Consider the following 20,425-nt stretch of genomic DNA (forward strand, 5'->3'; position numbering starts at 1 on the left):
ATGGCGACCAGCTTCACTGAAACCCCGCGTGATCTTGCCTTCATCCTTTCGGAAGCGAACGGTATGCTGTCGCGCGAAGTTCTGACCATCAAGTCGGGATCCGGAAAGCTCTCCGCTGGCACGGTCCTCGGCAAGGTGACGGCCGACAGCAAGTATGTACCGTCTCCAAACGCCAGCGTCGCCGGCAAGGAAGGCGCCGAAACCGCTGTCGCGATCCTTGGCTACGAGGTCGATGCGACCTCCGCTGACGTCCCGGCCGTCTGCATTTCTAACGACGCCGAAGTTAAGTCGCTGATGCTGATCTTCGAGGCAACGGTGAATGACGCCACCAAACGAGCGGCCAAGCTGACCCAGCTGCGCGCCGTCACCATCAAGGCACGATAAGGAGAACGACCGTGACCGCACCAAATGTCCATACCTCCGATCCGTTCAGCCTTGAAAGCCTGACGGCCGCTGTCAACGCTGTCCCTTATCGTCCAGGTCAGGTCAGCGCCTCTGGAATCTTCCAGGAAGACAGCGTGACAACGACGATGATATCGATCGAGCGCCGCAACGGCAAACTTGGTCTGGTCGAGCCGACGGAACGTGGCGGAGCCGGCGAAACCACAGGCGACGAAGACCGCACTAAAGTTCCCGTCATTGTTCCTCACTATCAGCGCGATGACAAAGTTCTGGCAGATGAAGTTCAGAACGTCAGGGAGTTCGGTACAGAAACCTCGCTTGAGTCCGTTGTCGGGCGCGTCAATCGCAAGGCCATTCGTCACGGTCAGGATTTGACCATGACGCTTGAGCACCAGCGTGTCGGTGCTCTCAAGGGCATCGTCACCGCAAAATCCGGAAAAGTTGTGGTCAATCTCTACAATGCTTTCAACATTGGAGTGCCTGCCGACGTCTCGTTGGAATTGGACGTTGATGCCACCCTTGTCATGGGCCTTTGGCAGGATGTCATTTACTCGATTGAGGACTCGCTCGATGAGCCTTACGCAGGCATCCGCGTCTTCACGGGCCGGGATTTCCACAAGATGCTCTGGCAGCATAAATCGGTTCGGGACACGTTTGTCTACAATGACGGAGCGCAAGTTCTCCGCCAGGACGTGCCGGATGTGTTCACTTGGGGCAATGCTACCTGGGAGCGGTATAAGACGGGCGCGAAGGCAACGGCTGATCTCGGCGCACCGTACATCGCAGCCGACGAGGCTCGCGTGGCAATCACCGGGGTTGATGATCTCTACATCACGCGTTTCGCGCCAGCAGACTACAACGAGACGGTCAACACCCCCGGCCTTCCTCTTTATGCTCAGTTAGTCGAGCTACCGAACAAGAAGGGTTACGACATGGAAGTCCAGTCGAACCCGATTTCAATCTGCACTCGGCCTGAAGTTCTCCGCAAGCTTAAGCTCACCTAACGCTCACCGGCATGTAAATTGTAAGGAGGCCGGGTTTCTCCCGGCTTCCTGTTCTTCAGTGTGGGCGCCGAGCTGGGTCTCGGCAACAGGAAGGATCACTAGTATGTCCAGTAAAACAATCACCATCGTCTTCCCGCAGGGCGGCATCATCCCTGCATCCGTGTTGGGTGAGCCTGCCGACGTTGATGTTCCGGCACAGAAGCCGGTCAAGGTTCCGTTCCGATACGGGCGCCATTTGATCGACGATCGTTTCGCTGTCGAGGCAACAGCAACGGTCGATGGCGAAGGTTCCACCCCATCCTCGGAGAAGAAGACGGCAGCCAAGAAGGCCGCCGTAGACGACGCTGCGGACAAGGCGAGAGCGCAAGCGATAGCGGAGGCTGAGGCCCGCGTGGCGACTGCATCGGTCGCAGTCAGCGAAGCAGGCGACGATATGGTCAAGAAGGCAGAGGCCGCAGATGAGCTGAAAGCCGCAGAAGATGCTTTGGCTGTGTTGAGGGCCTAAACGCCATGGTAGACTGGGAAGCGGCGCGCGCCTTCACGTTCGAGGCCTGCGCCGAGGTCTTCGACTACACCCTCTGCAGGCTTCAGCCTCGCAGGCGTGGGCTCACGGCAAACCATGTGGCAGGCGATGATCCGAGCCGCCTCGCGTTTGAATTCAAGGGAACCATTGACCTTGAACCACCAAGCGACCGTATTCCCCGGCATTTCTCGGTGGATACCGGGGTCAAGAGTGGCACGGTTTCGTACGACGCCGTTCTGACGGCTCTCGTCACCTCTTGGCCATACCAGCCCGACCGTAACGATTACGTCGTTGACGTAGCCGCCGGCGTCACCTGGACTATTGTAGCGAAAGAGCAAGATGGCACGGCTAGACCGGCCTGGTACCTATCGAGGGCATGATGCTGGCTGCTGAGGCTTTGAGACTGGCAGCAATCGAGGTCTTGTGCCCGACATCGGCTGCCATGGCAGGGGAGGGTTTTCCAACGCTGGCGGGTCCTCGCGTCTTCGATAGTCGATCCGTGGCAATCGAGGATCTAGACCAGGGCAGAAACTATACGCCCATTCTGGCGCTTTATACGCCCGAGAGCGGCGTATCATTGCGCGGGCCTTTGGCGGCAGCCGACGACACGGTGGCGGATGCTATGCTTGATGTCGTCGTGGAGCTGGCCGTGGCATCGAAAGACGAGCACGGCGATTTCGCCGATGCGATGGCGGATACCGATCCGGAAGCTCGCCTCGTTTTGGCGGCGCTGTGCGCTCAGGTTCGCTTTCTGCTCGAGCGGAGCGCTTCGGGGCGCCTTTGGCGCTCCATCGTCAATCATATCATCAAGATCGAGGAGCAAACGTTTGCTGTTCCTGAACTTGGGCTGCGCTGGCAGCGCGTCACCATGCGCTTCCATTGCCAAATTCATGATGACGATTTTGACGGTGAGGGTCTGCCCGAACCCATCAAGTCCGTGTTCCAAGCCTTGCCTGCGCAGAGTTATGCGAAGGCCAAGCTTGCTGCTCTCGGGCAGTATTTTTCAGCCGAAGCCGCACCCTCTCTGTCCATAATCCGTGGCGTGGTTGCGGTTGGGGAAGAACAACTTGAGATCGGCGTCGGCCCGACCGCGCCCTGACATCCGGAGAACCGATGAAGACGATTTATATCGCGGCGTCTGGTCGCGTGATCCCTGGTGGCTGGCCACAAGACGGCCGGCCTATCAACGAACTCAACCAGTTCGAACGCAACCTGGTTAGGGATGGCGATCTGATCGAGGCCAAGCCCGCCAAGCCTCCGAAGAAGGATTAGTCACATGGTAGCCAACATCCCCGGCGATATCGTCGCCCCGCTTCTTGCCTTCGACGTAGAGTCGGCCGGCCAGTTCTCCTCCGAAACCAAGATGGCCCTGCTTGGCCACGGCCTTGCTGCTGGTTCGCTGGCAGAAAGCGGGATCGTACTTTGCTCCAGCGTCAACGAAGCCCGCGCCCTAGTTGGTCGCGGTTCGATGCTGGAGAGCATGGTGATCCGTGTTTTCCAGAACGCGCCGAGCCAGGAGCTTTATCTCGGCCGAGTTGCCGATACTGGTACGGCAGAAATCCGAACCGTGACCGTTGGCGTCATTCCAGCCGATGGTGGTCAAGGCGTGCTTCAGATTGCTGGCGAAGATGTCTCGATAGAGTTTGCAGCGGGCACCACAGCAAATGCTGTCGCGACCCTCCTTGCTGTGGCCATCAATGCCTATTTCAATCCAGCTTCGAAGAAGAGCCTTCCGTTCACAGCGACGGTTGCGACAAACGTCGTCACGCTCACGGCGCGTCACAAAGGCGCCTACGCGACACGTCTCGACACCTTCGTTCCCGTGATCGAAGGCGGCAATGCTTTCAATGGCATTCTGACGTTTGCAACGACCGTGCCCGGGGCTGGTGTTCCTGATGTGTCGGCAATCCTCGCGGCCATGGGCGATGAGCCATTCGAAATCGTGATCTCAGCGTTTGGAGACGACGCCAATCGGACCAAGCTCGACGACTTTCACAACAACACCGCCGGACGCTGGTCGTACGCACAGCAGCTCTACGGCCACGTGTTTTATCCGAAGATGGGCACGACCAGCGAGCTGACGGCCTCGGCGGTAGCCAAGGACACTTGGCATCTGTCGATGATCCCGATCTTCACCAACGCCGGGAATGCTACGCCCGACTACGAGTTCGTTGCCGCGATGATCGGGCGGATTGCGCCATTGCTCGGAAGCGGCTCGGACGGTCGCGTCTCGGTCAACCAGACGGGCCTCAAGGTCGAGGGTGTGCTTGCGCCGCGTGATCGGACCTACTGGCCGGGGTACGCCACGCGCGATGCGCTTTTAAAGAATGGCGTGTCGGCTTGGAAGGTCAACAGCAGCGGCGACGTGATCACCGATAAGATCATCACGCAGCAGCAGACGACCAACGGCGTTCCGGATACTGTCTTTCGCGATATTCAGGCGCCTTACCAGCTAACCTATGCGCTCAAGTTCCATCGAGCAGCCTTGGCGAATGAACATTCGAACAAGGCAATCGTCGACGACAACCCGGCGAACAACCCGAACTTGCGTACGCCGAAGGATATAAAGGCGACCCTGGTAAATTCGTCCGTGCAGCTTCAGACGCGCGGCGTCGTCGAGGCGTCGCAGGATCTACTCGACCAGATCACCGTCGCGCGCGATGCGGACAACCGCAACCGGGTCAACATCATCCTGCCGATCGACCGGGCCAACCCGCTCGACATCTTCGCTGGTCTTGCCCGCGTCTACGCATAACGGCAGGGCGGCGACGCCCTCTCATCCCTTCCCATAGGTTTCAGGAGAAGCAGCCATGTCTGGCAAAGATTTTGGCGGACGCATGAACGTCCGTCTTTCGACCGGCGGTACCCTTTCGCTCCGCGGCACATTCAACGTGATGGCTGGTCGAATGTCGGTAGAGGCGACCACGAACCAGGACGGATCGACCGATCGCGTGATGACACCGACGGCGCCGCGCGCAACCGTCAATTTCAAGGATGGTGGCATCGACCTTGCCGCCCTGATCGAGGCGCCCCGGCAAAACATCGTAATCAATGAGGAAAACACAGGCGTCACCCACCATTATATCGACGCGTTTTTCTCAGGCGAATCGGAGAACAATCGCCTTAATGGTGAGGTCAGTGGCCTGACGATCACCGCTGACGCCTACCGTCGCACTGGTGGCTAGCTATGGCTGACAAGGTCCTCAAGCTATCGAAGCGGTATGAGCCGCCGGGGGAAACGCCGTTCGACCGCATTGTTTTGCGTGAGCCCACCTATCAGGACATCATCATGTCAGGAAAGGGCTTCCCGCAGGAAGGTCAGCCCAACGGGCACGGTGGCGTAATGGTGGTCACGTACCACGAGGTCGTCGATTTTTACGCCCAACGCCTGATCATCAGCCCAGAATATAAAGACATCGCTGGTCTGAATTTCGCCGACACGAAAAAGCTGCAGGATGGAATCTGCGATTTTTTCCACACGGCGGCGCCGACAGGTTCGCCAGCGCCGCCGACCAGTTCGTCTTCAGGCTCCGATGGGACGCAGCTGCCGTCCAGCGGATGACGCTATCGGAAATCGCGTGGTGGGTTAACCGCGCCATGGGCTTCACCAAAGGTTGATCATGACACGCGAAGTCGAAGCACGGCTGAAAATCTCGGCGGTCGACAAGACCGGCAAAACGCTCAAGGGCGTCGCCGACAAGATGGCTGATATCAACAAGCGTGCGGCTGCGTTCAATCGCCAGCAGGGCGCCTTGGCGAAGGGCACGCAGGCGGCGTTCGGAGCTATGCTCCGATACGCTGCACCTGCCGCTCTGGCCTACGGCGCCAAGAAGGCACTGACCGATTTCGCGGCGATCGAACGCGAGATGAATAGGATCGGCATCACCGCCAATGCCAGCGCGACCGAAACGAAGGCGGCGTTTGGTGATATCCAGACAATCACCAAACAGCTTGCCATGGGTGTCGACGATGGCGTGACCGCACTCGATACGCTTGTCGCTTCGGGCATGGATCTGAAAGAAGCGATGGATTTCCTTCCATCGGTTCTGGCCACCGCGCAGGCATCCGGAGCCGCCACCGACGATATCGCCAACACTGCGATCAAGGCCGCCTCGGCTCTTAAGTTAGAAACCAGTCAGATGCAGCATGCCTTCGACATCATGGTCGCCGGCGGCAAGGCTGGTCAGTTCGAGCTGAAGGATATGGCAACCTATATCCCAGACTTGGCGAACTCGTTTTCCTCCCTCGGATATACCGGGGAAGACGGCCTGAAAAAGCTGGTCTCGATCCTGCAGACAATCCGCGAGGATACGGGGTCGGCTTCGTCGGCCGCGACCTATGCGCAAAACATCTTCGGCAAAATCTATTCCGCCGACACGGCTACCAAGTTCTCGAAGATGGGCATCGACCTCCGGAAGGAGATGGATTCTGCCCGCAAGAGTGGCGAGGACACGGTAGCGGCCTTTGTGCGTATCTCGAAGGAGGCCGTCAAGGGCGACTTGAGTAAGCTTCCGCTCCTCTTCACGGATGAGCAGTTTCGCCTCGGCATGCAGTCGCTGATGACCAGTGCGGACAGCTATGAAAAGTTCCTGAAGACCGTCAACAGCACAGATGTCGACGGCACCGTTTTCAAGGATCTCGCGCGAGTGACGGGTGATACTCAGGCAAGTATCGACAGGCTATCGAGCAGCTGGGACAAGTTGATGAACAGTGTCGGCAGGGGCGTCGCACAGCCAGCGGTTCCAGCCATGGATGCGGTGGTCAAGACGGTGGACTATCAGAATGCCGTAACCAGCGGTCTGGTGAAAGGTGGCAAAAGCTGGCTCGGCGCGCAGTTTTGGGCAGGCTCCCAGAGTGAAGCCGACAAGTTGGCCCTTTCGGGTGGATATCGAGATCCGGAATTTTTGCAGCGGATGCAGCAGGGTCCGAACATGCCGCAGGGACCAAGTCTGCCGGAATTTCCGGGCGGTGACCGCAATCTTGATCCGCGCAACCTGCCGAAGACGGGGGTGCCGGTACCAAGCTCTCGACCCTCTGCGGTGGTGGCGCCTCGCGCAGGCCTTGCCGAGATTTATGGTCAGTATGCTGACAGCCGAAACAACGAGAACCGTGTTGGTTTGGAGAAGGCGAAGTCAGCCGGAATGCCGAGTGGCCCCGGGTTATCGTCCGATTTCCTTCGGATGCCATCGAAAGACGAATTCAAGGATGCTCTGAAGATCGAACTCGGAGGCGAGGACGCGGGCCGCAAGGTCGCCGATGGCGGCAAGGAAGCCGGCAAGGCGATCGAAGACTCCGCCGCTTTCTTCAAGGTGGCCGGCTACGATGTTGGTGCCGCCATTTCAAGCGCTGCCAAGGATCTGGCGGCGGTCGCCAGCAAATTTGGTAACTTCGGAAACATCGGGACACCGAACGGCGCGCCTCGCGTCAACGCCGATACGGGCCGCACGATGCTGCCGTCAGCCAACCGCCCCATGAACGCCGGTATGAAATAGGGAGCGTGCCATGCGCAACTGGCAAAGAGATCTACGGGCAGCGAGCTTTCGCGGCGTGCGCTTCTGGGTCGATCTGGAAGCGCTGTCCGGAGGGAAGCGTATCGCCCGCCACGAATATGCAGGCGGGCGCCGCACGATACTCGAGGAGGCGGGCCTGGCTACGGCGACCTACGACGTCACAGCCTACCTTCTGGGGGATGGGAGCGATCTGCAGGCCAAGTCGCTGGAAGTCGCTTGCCTGGCGATTGGTCCGGGCCGGCTCGTCCTGCCGATCGACGGCGGGTTCATGGCCTATGTTGAGAATTTCAGCCGGTCTCGCGAGAGGGACCGGCAGGGATATATCGCATTCGGCTTTGCGGCCATTCCCCTCAGCAACGAGGCCGGCGCCACGCTCGGTCTCGGAGATGTTTCGGAAGCTTTCCTGTCGCAGCTCACTGCTGCTGCCAATGGTTTTTCGGGGTTGCTGTGATGAGTGCCGATCGCAACGCGCTTTGCTCCTGGCTTGCGGATCTCGCGGCTGTGCTTGTTGTCGATGAGGACGATGTCGCTGACTTCAATTCGCGGATTTCCGCAGCGCCCGATCTCTCGGCCCCAGACTTCTCAGCCGAGCTGCTCTCGCTGATACGGGTGATTGGGGAGAGCGTCTCATCTCCCGAAGGGTTTGATAGCCTGAAAGCGGGTAGTTTCGCAGATCCAGACACGGACAATGCCGGCAAGATCCTGCTTGCTGTCGGCCTGGCCTTGGCGGGCGGACGATCCGGATGGATATCGAGGCCGCAGGCTCGGGCTGGGCGCGAGCGAATATCGGCTGCTGGCGATGCGGCGCTCGCTGTTGCCTCATCGATCGGGGCGGATGCGGCGGATCTCTATGGATGGCTTTCGAACCTGGTGCAGGTCGCTGTCCGGCTGGTTTCCGATATCGCTGCCGACCTTGTTCCGGTTGTCCGGGTGGAGACAGGAATTTCCCTGCCGTCGTGTGTCCTGTCCTACAAACTTTATGGCGACGCCACGCGGGCTGGCAGCCTTGTCGATATCGCCGGGTCCGCGACACCGATGCTGATGCCCGTTGGCTTCGACGCTTTGGAAGGCTGACATGTTCGAAGACGTCACGATTGCGGGCTTCCCGCCGATCAAATCGATCAACATCAGCGTTTCGGCAGAAGAGGCAGCGCGTTCTGCGAGCATGGACCTCGTCATCACGGGGTCGGGCCTGCCGATTTCGGTCGGTCAGGAAGCCGCCATCATGGCAAGCCAGACGCTGATGCTGACGGGCTACGTCCGCGACATTGGCACGGGCTACGCCGAAGCCGATCGCGCCCTCAGCTGCAGCCTGATATCGAGGACCGTTGATTTCATCGAATGCTCTGCGGAGCATAAGACGGGCGAGATCTTCGACAAAGACATTGTCGGTATCGCCAAGGAACTCGACACGCTCGGGGTCGGCATCAAGACGGACGGCAGCAGCTTTCCGAAGGAGCCCCGTCATAAGCTCGACCTTGGCGAAAGCGCATTTAGCTCCATCGAGCGGCGCGCGCGCGGACGCGGGGCATTGATCTATGACACGCCGAAAGGCCAGATCATGATCGCCAGCAAGCCGGCGGGTATTCATAAAGGCACCTTGCGGCGTGGCGAGAACATCCTGCCGGGAGCATCGGCCACCTTTACCGAGGCCGATCGCTTCAGCGATATCAAAGTTCGGGGACAGACCACGGAAGGGACGGACAAGCAGCAACTCCGGCCACAGACTTCCGTCAAGGATACCGGCATCGCCAGACGTCGTCCGTTGATCCTCATGCATGAGGGCGAGACAACTGTCGACCGCATGAAGAAGCGGGCTGTTTGGTCAGCGCGACGTGCAGCTGGCAACAGCGTGACTGCAAGTATTCCGGTGACCGGCTGGCGCGATAGCGCCGGGCAGATCTGGCAACCCAACTGGCTCGTGTCAGTCGAGGATGACTGGCTTGGCATCGAGGGCCTGATGATCATCAAGAGCATCGTTTTCGATCAGAACGATATGACCGTGGCAACGCTCTCTCTTGCCGATCCTCGCGCATTGGGTGGCGAGAACCCACGCGGGAAAAGCGCAGGCAGCTATGCCGCGCCAGGTGTCATCGACGCGGAGTACACGGACGAATGATGCGCTTTGATTTCGATGGCCGCGTCGAGGAAAAGGGCGGACAGCAGTTTGTTTCCGGCCGTGGGCCTTATGGCGACGCCTGGTCAAGGATATATCGACCGGAGCCCCATGGCTTCGCGTCAAGCCCGATCGCAGGCGGGAAGGGTTTTGTCCTTCCTAGACCGGGAGCGCCTGATTTCGCGCTGGTCATCGGAGGGGAGCACCCCGGAAAGCGACCGGTTCTGGAGAATGGTGGCGCCGCTATCTACGACGCATTCGGAAACATTCAGAAGTTTGTCGCGGCAGGGATCGTCGTCGACGTTGCCGGCCGGACAATCACCACCACGGCAGGCGGGTGGGTTCTCAATGGTCCGGCGACAATCAACGGTGACCTGCAGGTAAACGGCAGTATCAATGCGACCGGCGCGATTACCGACAGCGACGGCAATGACGGGGCCTAGCTGCCCGCATCCATAGACGAGGACACCAGTGGTTCGCATCATTCCCAAGGATGACAGCGTCGAACCCTATCGCGCGCCGGACCTCGGCTGGGATGGGTTTGTCGGCGATCTGATCATGAATTCGCCAGACCATCCCACGGCGCCCGGCGACTTTCGCGCGGAGCAGGGCCTGGCGACGCAGGTGCTGATCCATCTCATGACGGATCGTCGCGTCGAGGAAAGTGAGCTGCGCGACGGCGAAGAAAACCGTGGCTGGTTCGGCGACAGCTTTGACCAGATGGAGGGCGAGGGGCCGCTTGGCTCCCGCTGGTGGCTTCTGCGCCGGCGCTCTCTCTACGACGGGATTGAAGTCGACGCTCAGGATTACGCGATCGAGGCTCTACAGCCGCTGATCGATCAGGGCGCCGTTGCCCGGATCGAGGCGGTGGCAACCGCCGACCGAAACGCGAACCGGCTTGATTGCGTCGTCAGTCTCTACGGACGCGATGGCGCCCGCATCTATCAACGCAAATTCGAAAACCTCTGGAGACAGATTGATGGCGTGGACAGTCCGCTCGCTGGATGAGCTTTCGTCGCGGGCACGCGGAGCGTTCCGCCAATATACGGTTGGAAGCGATACCAGCCTGAAAAACAACTTCGTGACCGTAGTTGTGAAGGTCCTGGCCGGTCTCGGCCATGAGCTGGAATTGCGGCAGGCATATCTCGCCAAGCAGCTGTTTGGCCGATCGGCGAACATATCCATGCTGACGCTTCATGCGGCTGACGTGAACATCTTTCGCAAGCAGCCGGCTGCTTCCTCCGGCATCATCACCGGAAACGGCTTGGCCAATACGATCTACCCGGCAGGCATCCGGTTCGGGTCCGGGTCGCAGGTCTATGTCTCGACCAGCCCGGCCCAGACTAGTCCCCTCGGAACCGTCAGCTTCAGCGTCACGTCAGAAGGCAAGGGCGCTGCCACAAATCGCGACGCCGGCGGAACGCTCGCGCTTTCCGACCCCGGACTTTATCCGACGCTGGAAACCGAATTCGTGGTCGGCACTGACGGCCTCGGCGGCGGCGCTGATGTGGAAGACGTGGACGCCTTTCGCGCCCGATATCTCTTTCGCAAAGCCAATCCTCCTGGTGCCGGCAAACTGACCGACTACGAGCAGACTGTTCGCGACGTGCCAGGTGTCCTGAAGGCTTGGGCCTATCGCGACGCGATGACGCCGTCCTTTCTTGTCGTGTTCTTTCTGTTCAAGGGCCGATCAGACAACATTCCTACATCAGGAGATGTGGCCGTCGTGCAAAACGCGATCGACGCCAAGCGCCTGATCCGCGTTAACGACAGCGTGGTAGAAGCCCCGACGCCGTCTGCGCTCAATCCCATTGTCGCCAACCTCTCAAATGACACCGACGAGGTGCGTTCTTTAATCGACGCTGCGATTGCCAAGGTACTTTACGACAAGGCACGACCAGGCGTGTCTGGTGACGTGTTCGTCCTCTCGCGCAGTTGGATCTCGGAAGCGATATCAGGAGTGACGGGAGAGACGAGCCATGTTCTGAATTGGCCGCTCGACGACCTGTCGTATACCAACGGGCACTATCCGGTTCCGGGAACCGTGACCTATGTCTAAATCTCCGTGGAAGCATACGCTGACGAACAGCTTCACGCCGCGCACGCAGATGGCTCTGACCGTGCCAGGCGATGCGCTCTCGCAACCGACTAATGATGACCTCATCTCCGCAGGACTGTCGTTCTGGCCTCCAGGGGCCGCTTGGGGCAGCCCTGATGGCGAGGCTGTTTCGCTCGATGGGTGGATCGGCCGATTTACCCGCGTGCTGCTCGCGCCGTTTGAGTTCCTGTATGCGCGCGCTTGGCAGTTGGTTGGCGAGTCAAGTGCCCAGACGGCCAATGAAACGCTCGACGAATGGGAAGCCGATCATGGCCTACCGGAGCGGTGTTTCACAGGCGAGCAATCCACGGCGCAACGGCTGGCCGCGCTGCGCAGGAAGGTGGCGGCTGAGCCGTTGAACCATCCTGAAGACTTTGTTCGGGTCGCTGCGGATTTCGGGTTTGCCATCGAGATCGAAGAACCCTGCCTTTTCGAATGCGGATTTTCCGAAAGTGGCAGCTACCACGAGGCGGGAGCTGCGGCCGAAGAGGCGTACATCGTCGTGCGAGTTCGCGACGCGTCGATCTCCTATTTCGAAGCAGGCGCCTCGGAGCTGGGTTTCGATCCGCTGTTTTCGCTCGGGGGCTCGGAACAGATCCTTTGCTTCATCCGGCAAGAGCTGCCGGGTTGGGTGCTCGCAATACCCGAAGCGTGGATCGCTATTGCCGAGCTGGTGACCGAGAACGGTGCGGTCATCGTCGATGAATACGGCAACTCAATTTGCGTCACACTCTAATCCCCAGAGGGTTCAATGAAATATAACGCTCCTTTCGGCAGCCCAGATCCCAATGCGTCCTTCGTGGATCGCAATACGCCTGGCGCCACCGCCGGCTCAAGAGTGCCGGCGGGTGCAGTCGAGCACCCGCAACGTGAGATTATGGCGGTTATCGCAGCTGCGGGCCTCACTCCCTCGTCAAGTGATCTGACGCAGCTCCTCCAGGCAATCAACAATCTGATAGCTGCGGCCACGGGCAGTGGCGGTGATGAGAATTTCGTGCTGATGACGGAAGCGCGTGTTCGCCTCCCGATCTTTCCAGAAGTTATGACAGCCGATGGCCGCCTTCCGGTTGTTTCGCCGGCTGCGGGGCAGGTTAGAGTACCTGCTGCCTATGATTTCCTGCACCGTGGAATTTACAATGTGACCACCGTCCAGCAGGACTTCGCGACAGCGGCAACCAAGACCTATCACCTTCGGTGGACACCGGGGTCCGGCTTCGCGCTGAAAGACCTGGCGGATGGGGCATACAATCCCGGGGCGCTCAGCGAGGATCATGCCTCGTTCGATAGCACATTCGACAATATGCTTGTGGCGCGTGTCGTCACCAACCCGAGCAATGTTCCGACGATTACCAATCTGGCAAACCTCAATCGCCTGAAGCTGAGCACCGTGAAGACCGGCGCGGCCAGTGCCCTCAATTCCAACTTTGCCAGCTTGTTTACCGGCACTGAGGCAATCAATTGGGCGCGCACGCCGACAGCAGCATTCAGCGGATCCGTAATTACCACCGGCATCGTTGGGGCGGGAGGCCTGGAATATGGCAACGTCGTCTCAAACAGGATCGTTACGCGGTACTCGCTTGGAGCGACGGTGACGTCGAATTGGAACGAATCGCAAGGCGCCCCAGGCGGGCTTACGGGTTCGCTTGAAATTACTGCTTTTGCCTAGGGAGACGTGCTTTGGCTGAACAGATCAGAATAGATCATCTCAATCCTGCGGGCGCGCCTTCAGGTCAGCACCTCGTGCCTGCGATGAAGGACGGTGTAACGGCGTTCCTGACCGTTGACCAGATCCTTGGCCTTCTCGTGGACGGCGCGCCGGGCCAATTAGATACGCTGAATGAGCTTGCTGCGGCTTTGGGAGACAACGCCAATTTTGCAGCAGCGATGACGGCGGCCCTTGCGGCGAAGGCCGACACATCTGCGGTAACGGCGGCAATTGCCGCTGCCGTTGGCCCCAAGCAAGATGCGGCGCCTCTTGTCTTTGGCCAATGCCGACTCTTTCTGGACGGCGCGAACATCCGCCTCATTCGTGACAAAGGCAGGCTCCTTACCATAAACGGAGCGCATTACGTGATCCCAGCTGCAGGCGTGGCCTTGGCGGCTACTGGCCTGACGCCTTCCTCGCTGTACTACATCTATGCGTACATCAACGCCGGGAATTTGGCGCTAGAAGCGTCGGCAACTGGCCACTCGATTGATGCTGCGACCGGTGTGGAAATCAAGACCGGCGATGCGACCAGAACGCTGCTCGGCATGGTGCGTCCGGTGGCAGGGCCAGCCTTCGCAGACAGTCCAACGCAGCGGTTTGTCCGGTCCTGGTTTAACCGCTCCACGGCTCGATTGAAAAACGAGTTCTCCACAGGCCGCAGTACGACGAGCATAACAAGCGTCGAAATTAACTCCGAGATCCGCTGCGAGTTTCTGTCGTGGCTAAATGACCTGACCAGGGCCGCGTTCACGTCTAGCTGCTCTGTATCGGGGGCTGGCGTCCGACAGGGCTCGTCAATCTGTTTCGACGGTATTTACAGCCTCGGCGTCGAGCTTGTCCCGTCCGACACAGGCGCACACGTGGTGGCGGTAAATACCAACGCAGAACTGAGCGAAGGCTATCACTACGCCACGATCTACGGCGTCACCTCGTCTGGAACCTCCAATTGGCGGACTGGCACAAGCCTTGCAAGCGCGCCGAGCCTCACTGTCACGGTAGGGAACTGACATGACTCAGAACGATCTAATTGGCCCAAGCTTCCCAAAGGAAATCGCCGCCGCAGGTCTGTCCGGTCTTGCATTCACTTGGGGTGGCGATGGTGAGATATCGGGGCGGGAAAACCTGACCGATGAGCAAAACATCGCGTTGGATACGGTCCTTGCCGCTCATGATCCGGAGCGGCCGATCGTACCGGAGCAGGTCTCCTCTCGTCAGTTCAAACTGCAGCTCGTAGCGGCTGAACTAATCGACGTGGTCGGCTCCTGGATTGGGACGCAGGATCGGGCCGTTCAGGTTGCATATGAGTATTCAGGAACCTTCGTTCGCTATGAGCCGATGATGGCCGCTGGCTTCGCCGCAATGGGCTTTACCGATCAACAGATCGACGCCTTCTTTCTTGCTGCGTCTGAACTCTGAGGCATCAGAGCCCGCTCCTTGGTGAGTGTGGCGACTGATTGCCTTTGCTTTCTACCCTTTAAATCGGAGACTAAAATGTCTGAACCGCACTGGATCACCAGGGCGCGCGGCTACCTTGGCATGCGCGAGATACCTGGCCCCAAGCACGAACCCCGTATTCTTAAATTCTGGGAACAGATCAAAGCGCCGTTCCGTGACGATGAAACGAGCTGGTGTGGTGCGTTTGTGGGCGGCGTTCTGGCGGAGTCCGGGCTTCCGATCGCACAGGGCGCCGCCGCAGCGCGCTCCTGGCTGAAGCTGCCTACGAAGCTTGCTAGCCCTGTCGTCGGGTGCATCGTCATCTTTTGGCGCGGCACTCCGCAGGGATGGTCGGGCCATGTCGGGTTTGTCGTCGGGCGTGATACGAACGGCAACCTCATGGTGCTTGGCGGCAACCAGGGCGACATGGTCAGTATCAAGCCGTTCTCGAAAGACCGGGTCCTCGGTTATCGCTGGCCAGATCCTGCAAGCAAGCCGAACGCCTCTCTGCCACTCTTGGCTAGCGACGGCAGGGTTTCCACCAATGAAGCGTAGAAACCCGCACGGCCTGTTTGAGTGGCGCCGGCGCCGACTTCTGATTTACTTGACTCTGCTTTATTGCGGGTGCGCGGCAACAGCGATCATCGTTGCCGCGCTCATGGGGATGAGCACTGCGCTTTTGATCGCGCTGGTTGGGGCGATCTTCGGCCTCGCTGGTGCGACGCTCGGCTCATATATCTTCGGTGCCCAATGGGACACCAACAATGCGCGCAATGCAGGCGTGACAGAACTTACTGTTCCCGATGATCCACCGGAGGGCTACGCAGGATGACCGCCAAAATGCTCACTTGGCTGGCGGCCGGTCTTGCGATCATCGTTGTTGGCTTAGGGATCTCACTTAGGTTGACGGCAGGCCGCATCGAAACGCTGAAAGCCGAGAAAATTGTTCTCCAGCAGCAGCTGGACGTGACGACCGCTGACCTGAAGATCTCGGTTGAGAACCACAACCGGATCGTCTCCGAACAGAACAGGCTGCTGGCTGCAGAACGAGAACGCGCCGCAGCCGAGCAAAGCGCAGCCGTCGAAAGCGCTCGCATAGCCAAGGATATCGAATATGCCGAAGACGGTACGAAATGCCGTGACAGCGATCCTGTGCAGCGTCTTCTGCGTGGGCTGTGGAACGCCCAGCAGCATAGTGGTTCCCAAGGCGTCGATCCAATACGAGGCGCAGGACGACCCGGAAAAGCAACTGGTGTGCCCTGAATTGCCAGGCGCGATTAACCCGGACACTTCGACCGATCGCCAACTGGCAGGGTATGTTTTGGAGCTTCGGGATGGCTATGGCACCTGCTACCGGTCCGTGACCTCGTACAAGTCCTTCCGAAAAGGCGTAGGAGGGCCGCACTGATGTCAGGCACGCCTTACGCCGGCCCGGGGATCTGGATTCGTATCCAGCACCGGTTTGGCCCTCGCATGATGGAATGGTTTCTGGCAGGGCATACCGCGCTATGGGGTTATGTTTTGTTGATGCCATCCCGGCTCTTCGAGCAGTCGGAATGGTCGATATTTCGGGCAGTTTTCAGAAGCGAAGACCTGCTCGGCTGGTTGATGGTCTGCCTCGGTATTTTGAGGATTGTCGGTCTGATCGTGAATGGCGCACGCAAACACGTGACGCCGAGCATACGGCAGGTCTCTGCTGCAATAGGCTGCCTCATCTGGGTCGGCATCTCATATTGCTACGCATCCTCTAACGTCGTCTCGACCTGGCTCGCTATCTATCCGCTCTTTGCGGTCGGCGAGCTGGTCAATATCAAACGAGCCGCGCACGACGAGAGAGAAGCACGAAATGGAAAATCTGGCTGATCTGCCGCCGCTTGCCCTCATCACTTTTGGCGCGACCGTCGCCATCATTTTTGCCGCTCGCTATCTAGGCCTGATTTCTGCAGACAAGTCGGGCCCGACTAACGCGACCATTGCTTCCGTCATCGTCGACCCCAAGGCACTCACGACTGCGACCGTCGCTGTCAACAACCTGACCGACGTACTGGCGGAGGGCCAAGAGAAGTCGAAGGATCACGCACACATGATCTGCCGGCGTCTTGAGACGTTGGCAGACGAGATCGAGGCATTGACCCGAATGCTGGGCGATTTGCGGGTTGATCTTGCTCGCAGGCACTAACCTGCTAACTGGTTTTGGAAATTCTTCTCTAGTGCAGGTTGATTTTCCCGATGGGCAGAGCAAGATGCACGAACATCGAAACAAGGGGGTCAATGTGTTTCGCGCTCTTTCCATTGCTGCATTGTTTTCAGTTGTCTCGGTAATGCCGAGCTATGCCGGATTTGAGAATTGGTCTGTCGACAAGGAGGCTGACCCATTTTCCGGAGGCGAAAGCGTTTCCGTCAACTTCATGTCCTCTATTCGGTCCGGGGTCGTCGTGCTGTGCGACAGCGCCAAGAAGGGGCTGACCGTACGAGCTATTCCTGGCTTCGACTATGATCCGAAGCTCGAGGGTTTCAAGCCGACCGTCAAGTTTGCCTTCGACGGCAAGTTGCTGTTCGACGCGGAAGGTGAGACGGGCGCTGTGGGGAATAACCTTGCTGTCTCTCAAGTCGTGCTCGACGGCGATCAGGCCAAGCAGTTTGTCGACGCATTCGCAGCGGCAAAGAAACAGATCGCGATTGACGACGGAATCTCTGATAAGCCGCATCTATTGACCGCGCGCGGCTCAACCAGTGCCGGTCAAGCGATCGTTGCCTGTATCGCCAAGCAGGGCCAGTCGTCGTAAACGCCACGGCCTCAGTGACCCCTCGATCTCCACGTCGGCTTTTTCCTCGGTCGCTTTTCAGCGCCACCACCTGGTGCCAGCCTACCCGGGTCTGTGATGAGTGTGACATCCCCGTCTCGGGCGGCAAGGATGAAAGCCTCACGGGCAGCATCGCCGTTGGTCTGGGCTTCTAGTGCCCGCAGGCACGCGGCAACCGCGCCGCGCCACACGTCGCCCATCTCCTCCTCGGGCCAACTTCCCATCAGTGTTTCCGCAAGACCGGCGACCGTCGTCAGTACCCGGATTTTGCCTGGGTCCGTCGCAATTCCAATCCAGCGTATTTCTACGGGTGAGGGATCGTCCTGCATGGTGAATCCTCCCATTCAGACGCCACTCAACGGGAAAGCAGGCGATTCGTTCCGGCAGCATCATCGACATAGGAGCCGAACAGCATCTTTGCCGCCTTCGCTCCACAAGACGAACAACGCAGTCGGGGTTCGATGTCCTCGATCAGGGCATGTCGGAAGAGCGGCGGCACGGTATGACGGTCAAACGGTTTCTGCTCTCCGCAGCACGTGCACTTCACCTCGATATCGGTGTGCTGAGGGCAGACGTTTAGATATCCAGGCGACCAGTTCATGCTGACAAAGCGCATAGGTGTATCCTCGCAAGGATCGACCGCCGCATGTCGAAGGGATCGGAGAGTGGCTCCCGCCCGGAGCCGGCTGATAAATGGACCAGGTGCTCTTAGTCGTCAAGGGATTTGGCGTGGGAGCGCCACGCCAGGCCTACTTGGCGCGCTGTCTCGACCGAATGAGGCGGACCTTTAGGCGGTCGATGTCGGCCACCATCTCAACGAGTTCAATATCGATCGGATCTACATTGTCAGGGGCGAAGGTCGCTTCCAGCCGGGCTAGAATCTCAGCAGTCATGGATCGATCGTTCGCCTTCGCGGCGGCAAACACACGCTGCTTCAGCTGTTCAGGTATTCGTAACCTAAAATGTAAGTCGTCGGTCGCCATGCCGCACCGATGCCACAAACGACTGTTGACCGATATGCCACCACGATGCCACAGATTGGTTATGCATATTGCAGGTTGAGCGTAGTTAACGAACGTTTGCTGCCTTGCGATTTTGTTGGGGGCGCATTTTAACGAGAAGGCCGGGAAAGCATCGCCCTGGTCCGGCCTTTTCGAACAGAGGACACGATTTAGGGAAAATGGAAATGCAATGCGATGCACAGCGCGCCGGATCTGATCACGGTGCGGCACAACCTTTTCGTATCAACAGACGCAGTATGGTTACAGCTATGGTGGCGTTGGCGGGGGCTGCCAGTCTGCGACCAACTGATGCCGAGGTGGCGCCATATGACAAAGCGATCTTCTATCTGGAGCGAGAATTCAGGATCGCAAGTGATAGAGTTCTCGGCCGCGGTCACAAGGACGAGGCCGACGCATATTTGCGCATGGTCGGCATTGCGCGAGCCATTGCTCTGATTCCTGCAGGATCGGACGCGCTGGGCGTTAAAGAGGCGGTTTCGTCGTGGTCCCTGCGAGGAGAGGGGGAGGCCATGCTCCTTCCCTTTGAGGTCGTGCAAGATCTTCGACGGTCGATTTGTCGCGACAGGTTGATCTAACCTAAATTCGCTGGCGTCTCGGCGCCAGCGTCCCTCATATGAGGAAGCCACTTCCAGCCGGCGTACTTATCTCCCGTCTGGCGAATGTGAGTATATCGCTTCAGACTGGACCAAGACCGATGGCCCGACACAGTAGCAGCCCGCGGGATATCCCACCCGATTTCAAATAGCCTCGAGACTCCATCGTGACGAAGGTCGTGATAGTGCAGATCGTCGATACCCAAAACCTTGCAGGCGTCGGTGAAATTACGCGAGATCGTATTCGAGTTGTACGGGAAGATCTCGGCTTTGCTGCGCGGCATTGCCTGGATGACCGCAATAGCCTCGGTTGTCAGGGTGCACCACACATCGTTGCCGATCTTTTGGCCGGGATGTTTCATATCTCGGACGAGAATGCGGCCGTGTTCGGGCTCGTAGTCCGTCCAAAGCAGCCGCGTTATCTCTTCCTGGCGGCGCGCTGAGAAAATTGCAAAAAGGATAGCTTGGCCCATCGGCATTGATTGAGGTGTTCGAACGTTCCTTTCGGCGAAGTAGGTCAGTAGCCTGTCCAATTCACTCAGGGTTGGGCGGCGGTCGCGCTCCTTGCTGCGGCTCGTTATGCCGAGACGCTTGGTAACCGTGAACGCGTCGTCGAATGCGATCTTGTCGAGTTTGTAGCCCCACATCGGCCGCGCGACTGCGAACACGGCGCCGAGGTGTGACATGTAGTTTCCGACGGTTTGGGGGAGGCGCTCCTTTGCCTCGCCGACTTGCTGAACGTCGGCTCTCAGATCTGGATCAGCATCCTCCGGTAGCCAGCCTGTCTTCATGTCTGTTGCGAAAGCCGCGATATCGACGCTTGTGATCTCGCTGCAACGCTTGTCGGCGATCGCATGCTTCTTGATCATGCGCAGGCATTGGGCCTTCGTCTTGCCAATCTCCTTGACCGATTCCTCAATGTACTTTTGGATTGCCGCGGCGAGGGTTACGTCGGGAGTTTTGAGCTTGTCGAGAGCGCCTGGTTGATCGAGTTCGGTTTCGCGCTTTTTCAGCCAGGCGTTTGCAACCGGTCGGCGATCGAAGGTCTGTGCCTCGCTATGAACCAGCACACCGTCTCGCTTAATTCGGATCTGTGCGGTATAAGCCTTTGTCCCGTTCTTGCGCTTTCGCTCTGATATCGTACCCATGCAGTGCTACAGAACCTCTCGCCAGTGCTACGCTGTAGCATTAGCATCTCAGGAACGGGCGTT

The 20,425-nt window shown here is 58.9% G+C and carries 31 protein-coding genes; 27 read left to right on the forward strand and 4 right to left on the reverse strand.

The annotated features are described in order from the left end of the window. The 26 genes from ASC97_RS11140 (at position 1) to ASC97_RS11265 (ending at position 17,581) form a co-directional block, all read left to right on the forward strand. Positions 1–384 carry a head decoration protein gene (locus ASC97_RS11140; protein WP_057468418.1) on the forward strand — a complete coding sequence of 128 codons (384 nt, stop codon included), beginning with the start codon at positions 1–3 and terminating at the stop codon, positions 382–384. Between the two features lie 11 nt (positions 385–395). Next, positions 396–1,406 carry a major capsid protein gene (locus tag ASC97_RS11145; RefSeq protein ID WP_057468419.1) on the forward strand — a complete coding sequence of 337 codons (1,011 nt, stop codon included), beginning with the start codon at positions 396–398 and terminating at the stop codon, positions 1,404–1,406. A gap of 103 nt (positions 1,407–1,509) precedes the next feature. Further along, positions 1,510–1,911 (forward strand): hypothetical protein, encoded by a 402-nt coding sequence (locus tag ASC97_RS11150; RefSeq protein ID WP_057468420.1) that lies wholly within the window; start codon positions 1,510–1,512, stop codon positions 1,909–1,911. A gap of 5 nt (positions 1,912–1,916) precedes the next feature. Further along, complete coding sequence (locus ASC97_RS11155) at positions 1,917–2,309, forward strand: hypothetical protein (RefSeq protein ID WP_057468421.1); 393 nt, start codon at positions 1,917–1,919, stop codon at positions 2,307–2,309. Between the two features lie 242 nt (positions 2,310–2,551). After that, positions 2,552–3,028 (forward strand): hypothetical protein, encoded by a 477-nt coding sequence (locus ASC97_RS11160; RefSeq protein ID WP_156390355.1) that lies wholly within the window; start codon positions 2,552–2,554, stop codon positions 3,026–3,028. 14 nt (positions 3,029–3,042) lie between these two features. Then, a complete protein-coding gene (locus tag ASC97_RS33930; protein WP_156390356.1) occupies positions 3,043–3,201 on the forward strand; it encodes a hypothetical protein in 159 nt (52 codons plus the stop codon). Between the two features lie 4 nt (positions 3,202–3,205). Then, a complete protein-coding gene (locus ASC97_RS11165) occupies positions 3,206–4,684 on the forward strand; it encodes a phage tail sheath subtilisin-like domain-containing protein (protein ID WP_057468423.1) in 1,479 nt (492 codons plus the stop codon). A 55-nt stretch (positions 4,685–4,739) separates the two neighbouring features. After that, positions 4,740–5,114 (forward strand): phage tail tube protein, encoded by a 375-nt coding sequence (locus tag ASC97_RS11170; RefSeq protein ID WP_057468424.1) that lies wholly within the window; start codon positions 4,740–4,742, stop codon positions 5,112–5,114. A gap of 2 nt (positions 5,115–5,116) precedes the next feature. Beyond that, a complete protein-coding gene (locus ASC97_RS11175; protein WP_057468425.1) occupies positions 5,117–5,491 on the forward strand; it encodes a hypothetical protein in 375 nt (124 codons plus the stop codon). 58 nt (positions 5,492–5,549) lie between these two features. After that, entirely contained in the window at positions 5,550–7,421 is a 1,872-nt protein-coding gene (locus ASC97_RS11180) for a phage tail tape measure protein (protein ID WP_057468426.1), read from the forward strand. A gap of 10 nt (positions 7,422–7,431) precedes the next feature. Further along, positions 7,432–7,890: a DNA circularization N-terminal domain-containing protein gene (locus tag ASC97_RS11185; RefSeq protein WP_057468427.1), complete on the forward strand. Its 459-nt coding sequence runs from the start codon at positions 7,432–7,434 to the stop codon at positions 7,888–7,890. Further along, on the forward strand, positions 7,890–8,513 hold the full coding sequence (locus ASC97_RS11190; RefSeq protein ID WP_057468428.1) for a hypothetical protein: 624 nt from the start codon (positions 7,890–7,892) through the stop codon (positions 8,511–8,513). The genes ASC97_RS11185 and ASC97_RS11190 overlap by 1 nt, the downstream gene beginning before the upstream one ends. 1 nt (position 8,514) lies before the next feature. Next, positions 8,515–9,558 (forward strand): phage baseplate assembly protein, encoded by a 1,044-nt coding sequence (locus tag ASC97_RS11195; RefSeq protein WP_057468429.1) that lies wholly within the window; start codon positions 8,515–8,517, stop codon positions 9,556–9,558. Then, positions 9,555–9,998 carry a phage baseplate assembly protein domain-containing protein gene (locus ASC97_RS11200; RefSeq protein ID WP_082529972.1) on the forward strand — a complete coding sequence of 148 codons (444 nt, stop codon included), beginning with the start codon at positions 9,555–9,557 and terminating at the stop codon, positions 9,996–9,998. The genes ASC97_RS11195 and ASC97_RS11200 overlap by 4 nt, the downstream gene beginning before the upstream one ends. Positions 9,999–10,026: 28 nt before the next feature. Beyond that, on the forward strand, positions 10,027–10,563 hold the full coding sequence (locus ASC97_RS11205; RefSeq protein ID WP_057468430.1) for a phage GP46 family protein: 537 nt from the start codon (positions 10,027–10,029) through the stop codon (positions 10,561–10,563). Continuing rightward, positions 10,535–11,614, forward strand: coding sequence for a baseplate J/gp47 family protein (locus ASC97_RS11210; protein WP_057468431.1), 1,080 nt, complete (start codon positions 10,535–10,537; stop codon positions 11,612–11,614). Before ASC97_RS11205 ends, ASC97_RS11210 begins: the two co-directional genes overlap by 29 nt. Further along, the gene (locus ASC97_RS11215; RefSeq protein WP_057468432.1) at positions 11,607–12,389 is read left to right on the forward strand and encodes a DUF2313 domain-containing protein; all 783 of its coding nucleotides are present in this window, start codon (positions 11,607–11,609) and stop codon (positions 12,387–12,389) included. Before ASC97_RS11210 ends, ASC97_RS11215 begins: the two co-directional genes overlap by 8 nt. A gap of 15 nt (positions 12,390–12,404) precedes the next feature. After that, entirely contained in the window at positions 12,405–13,319 is a 915-nt protein-coding gene (locus ASC97_RS11220) for a hypothetical protein (protein ID WP_156390357.1), read from the forward strand. A gap of 11 nt (positions 13,320–13,330) precedes the next feature. Continuing rightward, positions 13,331–14,368, forward strand: a complete 1,038-nt coding sequence (locus tag ASC97_RS11225; protein WP_057468434.1) for a hypothetical protein — start codon at positions 13,331–13,333, stop codon at positions 14,366–14,368. A 1-nt stretch (position 14,369) separates the two neighbouring features. Beyond that, on the forward strand, positions 14,370–14,777 hold the full coding sequence (locus ASC97_RS35265) for a hypothetical protein (protein WP_244481449.1): 408 nt from the start codon (positions 14,370–14,372) through the stop codon (positions 14,775–14,777). A gap of 75 nt (positions 14,778–14,852) precedes the next feature. Continuing rightward, positions 14,853–15,350 carry a TIGR02594 family protein gene (locus ASC97_RS11235; RefSeq protein WP_057468435.1) on the forward strand — a complete coding sequence of 166 codons (498 nt, stop codon included), beginning with the start codon at positions 14,853–14,855 and terminating at the stop codon, positions 15,348–15,350. Further along, complete coding sequence (locus ASC97_RS11240) at positions 15,340–15,627, forward strand: hypothetical protein (RefSeq protein WP_057468436.1); 288 nt, start codon at positions 15,340–15,342, stop codon at positions 15,625–15,627. Before ASC97_RS11235 ends, ASC97_RS11240 begins: the two co-directional genes overlap by 11 nt. Continuing rightward, positions 15,624–16,058: a hypothetical protein gene (locus ASC97_RS33935; protein WP_156390358.1), complete on the forward strand. Its 435-nt coding sequence runs from the start codon at positions 15,624–15,626 to the stop codon at positions 16,056–16,058. Before ASC97_RS11240 ends, ASC97_RS33935 begins: the two co-directional genes overlap by 4 nt. A gap of 144 nt (positions 16,059–16,202) precedes the next feature. Continuing rightward, positions 16,203–16,658, forward strand: a complete 456-nt coding sequence (locus ASC97_RS11255; protein ID WP_057468439.1) for a hypothetical protein — start codon at positions 16,203–16,205, stop codon at positions 16,656–16,658. Continuing rightward, positions 16,642–16,974, forward strand: coding sequence for a hypothetical protein (locus tag ASC97_RS11260; RefSeq protein ID WP_057468440.1), 333 nt, complete (start codon positions 16,642–16,644; stop codon positions 16,972–16,974). Before ASC97_RS11255 ends, ASC97_RS11260 begins: the two co-directional genes overlap by 17 nt. Then, complete coding sequence (locus tag ASC97_RS11265) at positions 16,952–17,581, forward strand: hypothetical protein (protein WP_156390359.1); 630 nt, start codon at positions 16,952–16,954, stop codon at positions 17,579–17,581. Before ASC97_RS11260 ends, ASC97_RS11265 begins: the two co-directional genes overlap by 23 nt. A gap of 11 nt (positions 17,582–17,592) precedes the next feature. On the opposite strand, the gene ASC97_RS11270 is transcribed toward ASC97_RS11265, so the two are convergent. From ASC97_RS11270 to ASC97_RS35925, 3 genes are all read right to left on the reverse strand, one after another. Next, entirely contained in the window at positions 17,593–17,928 is a 336-nt protein-coding gene (locus ASC97_RS11270; RefSeq protein ID WP_057468442.1) for a DUF982 domain-containing protein, read from the reverse strand. Positions 17,929–17,954: 26 nt separating this feature from the next. After that, positions 17,955–18,215, reverse strand: coding sequence for a hypothetical protein (locus tag ASC97_RS11275; protein WP_057468443.1), 261 nt, complete (start codon positions 18,213–18,215; stop codon positions 17,955–17,957). Between the two features lie 133 nt (positions 18,216–18,348). Further along, positions 18,349–18,582 carry an Arc family DNA-binding protein gene (locus tag ASC97_RS35925; protein WP_057468444.1) on the reverse strand — a complete coding sequence of 78 codons (234 nt, stop codon included), beginning with the start codon at positions 18,580–18,582 and terminating at the stop codon, positions 18,349–18,351. A 203-nt stretch (positions 18,583–18,785) separates the two neighbouring features. On the opposite strand from ASC97_RS35925, the gene ASC97_RS11285 reads away from it, so the two are divergent. Beyond that, positions 18,786–19,196, forward strand: coding sequence for a hypothetical protein (locus tag ASC97_RS11285; protein WP_057468445.1), 411 nt, complete (start codon positions 18,786–18,788; stop codon positions 19,194–19,196). On the opposite strand, the gene ASC97_RS11290 is transcribed toward ASC97_RS11285, so the two are convergent. Then, positions 19,193–20,362, reverse strand: coding sequence for a site-specific integrase (locus tag ASC97_RS11290; RefSeq protein ID WP_057468446.1), 1,170 nt, complete (start codon positions 20,360–20,362; stop codon positions 19,193–19,195). The two genes, ASC97_RS11285 and ASC97_RS11290, sit on opposite strands and share 4 nt — an antisense overlap. Between the last annotated feature and the right edge of the window lie 63 nt (positions 20,363–20,425).

It is taken from the genome of Rhizobium sp. Root1203, from assembly GCF_001424945.1.
Taxonomy (GTDB): Bacteria; Pseudomonadota; Alphaproteobacteria; order Rhizobiales; family Rhizobiaceae; genus Rhizobium.

Coding starts and splice junctions, on each gene's coding strand:
- ASC97_RS11185 (WP_057468427.1), top strand. CDS start 7,432: ATGCGCAACTGGCAAAGAGATCTACGGGCAGCGAGCTTTCGCGGCGTG.
- ASC97_RS11200 (WP_082529972.1), top strand. CDS start 9,555: ATGATGCGCTTTGATTTCGATGGCCGCGTCGAGGAAAAGGGCGGACAG.
- ASC97_RS11165 (WP_057468423.1), top strand. CDS start 3,206: ATGGTAGCCAACATCCCCGGCGATATCGTCGCCCCGCTTCTTGCCTTC.
- ASC97_RS11220 (WP_156390357.1), top strand. CDS start 12,405: ATGAAATATAACGCTCCTTTCGGCAGCCCAGATCCCAATGCGTCCTTC.
- ASC97_RS11180 (WP_057468426.1), top strand. CDS start 5,550: ATGACACGCGAAGTCGAAGCACGGCTGAAAATCTCGGCGGTCGACAAG.
- ASC97_RS11175 (WP_057468425.1), top strand. CDS start 5,117: ATGGCTGACAAGGTCCTCAAGCTATCGAAGCGGTATGAGCCGCCGGGG.
- ASC97_RS11255 (WP_057468439.1), top strand. CDS start 16,203: ATGTCAGGCACGCCTTACGCCGGCCCGGGGATCTGGATTCGTATCCAG.
- ASC97_RS11285 (WP_057468445.1), top strand. CDS start 18,786: ATGCAATGCGATGCACAGCGCGCCGGATCTGATCACGGTGCGGCACAA.
- ASC97_RS11170 (WP_057468424.1), top strand. CDS start 4,740: ATGTCTGGCAAAGATTTTGGCGGACGCATGAACGTCCGTCTTTCGACC.
- ASC97_RS11235 (WP_057468435.1), top strand. CDS start 14,853: ATGTCTGAACCGCACTGGATCACCAGGGCGCGCGGCTACCTTGGCATG.
- ASC97_RS11215 (WP_057468432.1), top strand. CDS start 11,607: ATGTCTAAATCTCCGTGGAAGCATACGCTGACGAACAGCTTCACGCCG.
- ASC97_RS11210 (WP_057468431.1), top strand. CDS start 10,535: ATGGCGTGGACAGTCCGCTCGCTGGATGAGCTTTCGTCGCGGGCACGC.
- ASC97_RS11290 (WP_057468446.1), bottom strand. CDS start 20,362: ATGGGTACGATATCAGAGCGAAAGCGCAAGAACGGGACAAAGGCTTAT.
- ASC97_RS11260 (WP_057468440.1), top strand. CDS start 16,642: ATGGAAAATCTGGCTGATCTGCCGCCGCTTGCCCTCATCACTTTTGGC.
- ASC97_RS11240 (WP_057468436.1), top strand. CDS start 15,340: ATGAAGCGTAGAAACCCGCACGGCCTGTTTGAGTGGCGCCGGCGCCGA.
- ASC97_RS11140 (WP_057468418.1), top strand. CDS start 1: ATGGCGACCAGCTTCACTGAAACCCCGCGTGATCTTGCCTTCATCCTT.
- ASC97_RS35265 (WP_244481449.1), top strand. CDS start 14,370: ATGACTCAGAACGATCTAATTGGCCCAAGCTTCCCAAAGGAAATCGCC.
- ASC97_RS11155 (WP_057468421.1), top strand. CDS start 1,917: ATGGTAGACTGGGAAGCGGCGCGCGCCTTCACGTTCGAGGCCTGCGCC.
- ASC97_RS11270 (WP_057468442.1), bottom strand. CDS start 17,928: ATGCAGGACGATCCCTCACCCGTAGAAATACGCTGGATTGGAATTGCG.
- ASC97_RS11275 (WP_057468443.1), bottom strand. CDS start 18,215: ATGCGCTTTGTCAGCATGAACTGGTCGCCTGGATATCTAAACGTCTGC.
- ASC97_RS11150 (WP_057468420.1), top strand. CDS start 1,510: ATGTCCAGTAAAACAATCACCATCGTCTTCCCGCAGGGCGGCATCATC.
- ASC97_RS35925 (WP_057468444.1), bottom strand. CDS start 18,582: ATGGCGACCGACGACTTACATTTTAGGTTACGAATACCTGAACAGCTG.
- ASC97_RS11160 (WP_156390355.1), top strand. CDS start 2,552: ATGCTTGATGTCGTCGTGGAGCTGGCCGTGGCATCGAAAGACGAGCAC.
- ASC97_RS33930 (WP_156390356.1), top strand. CDS start 3,043: ATGAAGACGATTTATATCGCGGCGTCTGGTCGCGTGATCCCTGGTGGC.
- ASC97_RS11190 (WP_057468428.1), top strand. CDS start 7,890: ATGAGTGCCGATCGCAACGCGCTTTGCTCCTGGCTTGCGGATCTCGCG.
- ASC97_RS11195 (WP_057468429.1), top strand. CDS start 8,515: ATGTTCGAAGACGTCACGATTGCGGGCTTCCCGCCGATCAAATCGATC.
- ASC97_RS33935 (WP_156390358.1), top strand. CDS start 15,624: ATGACCGCCAAAATGCTCACTTGGCTGGCGGCCGGTCTTGCGATCATC.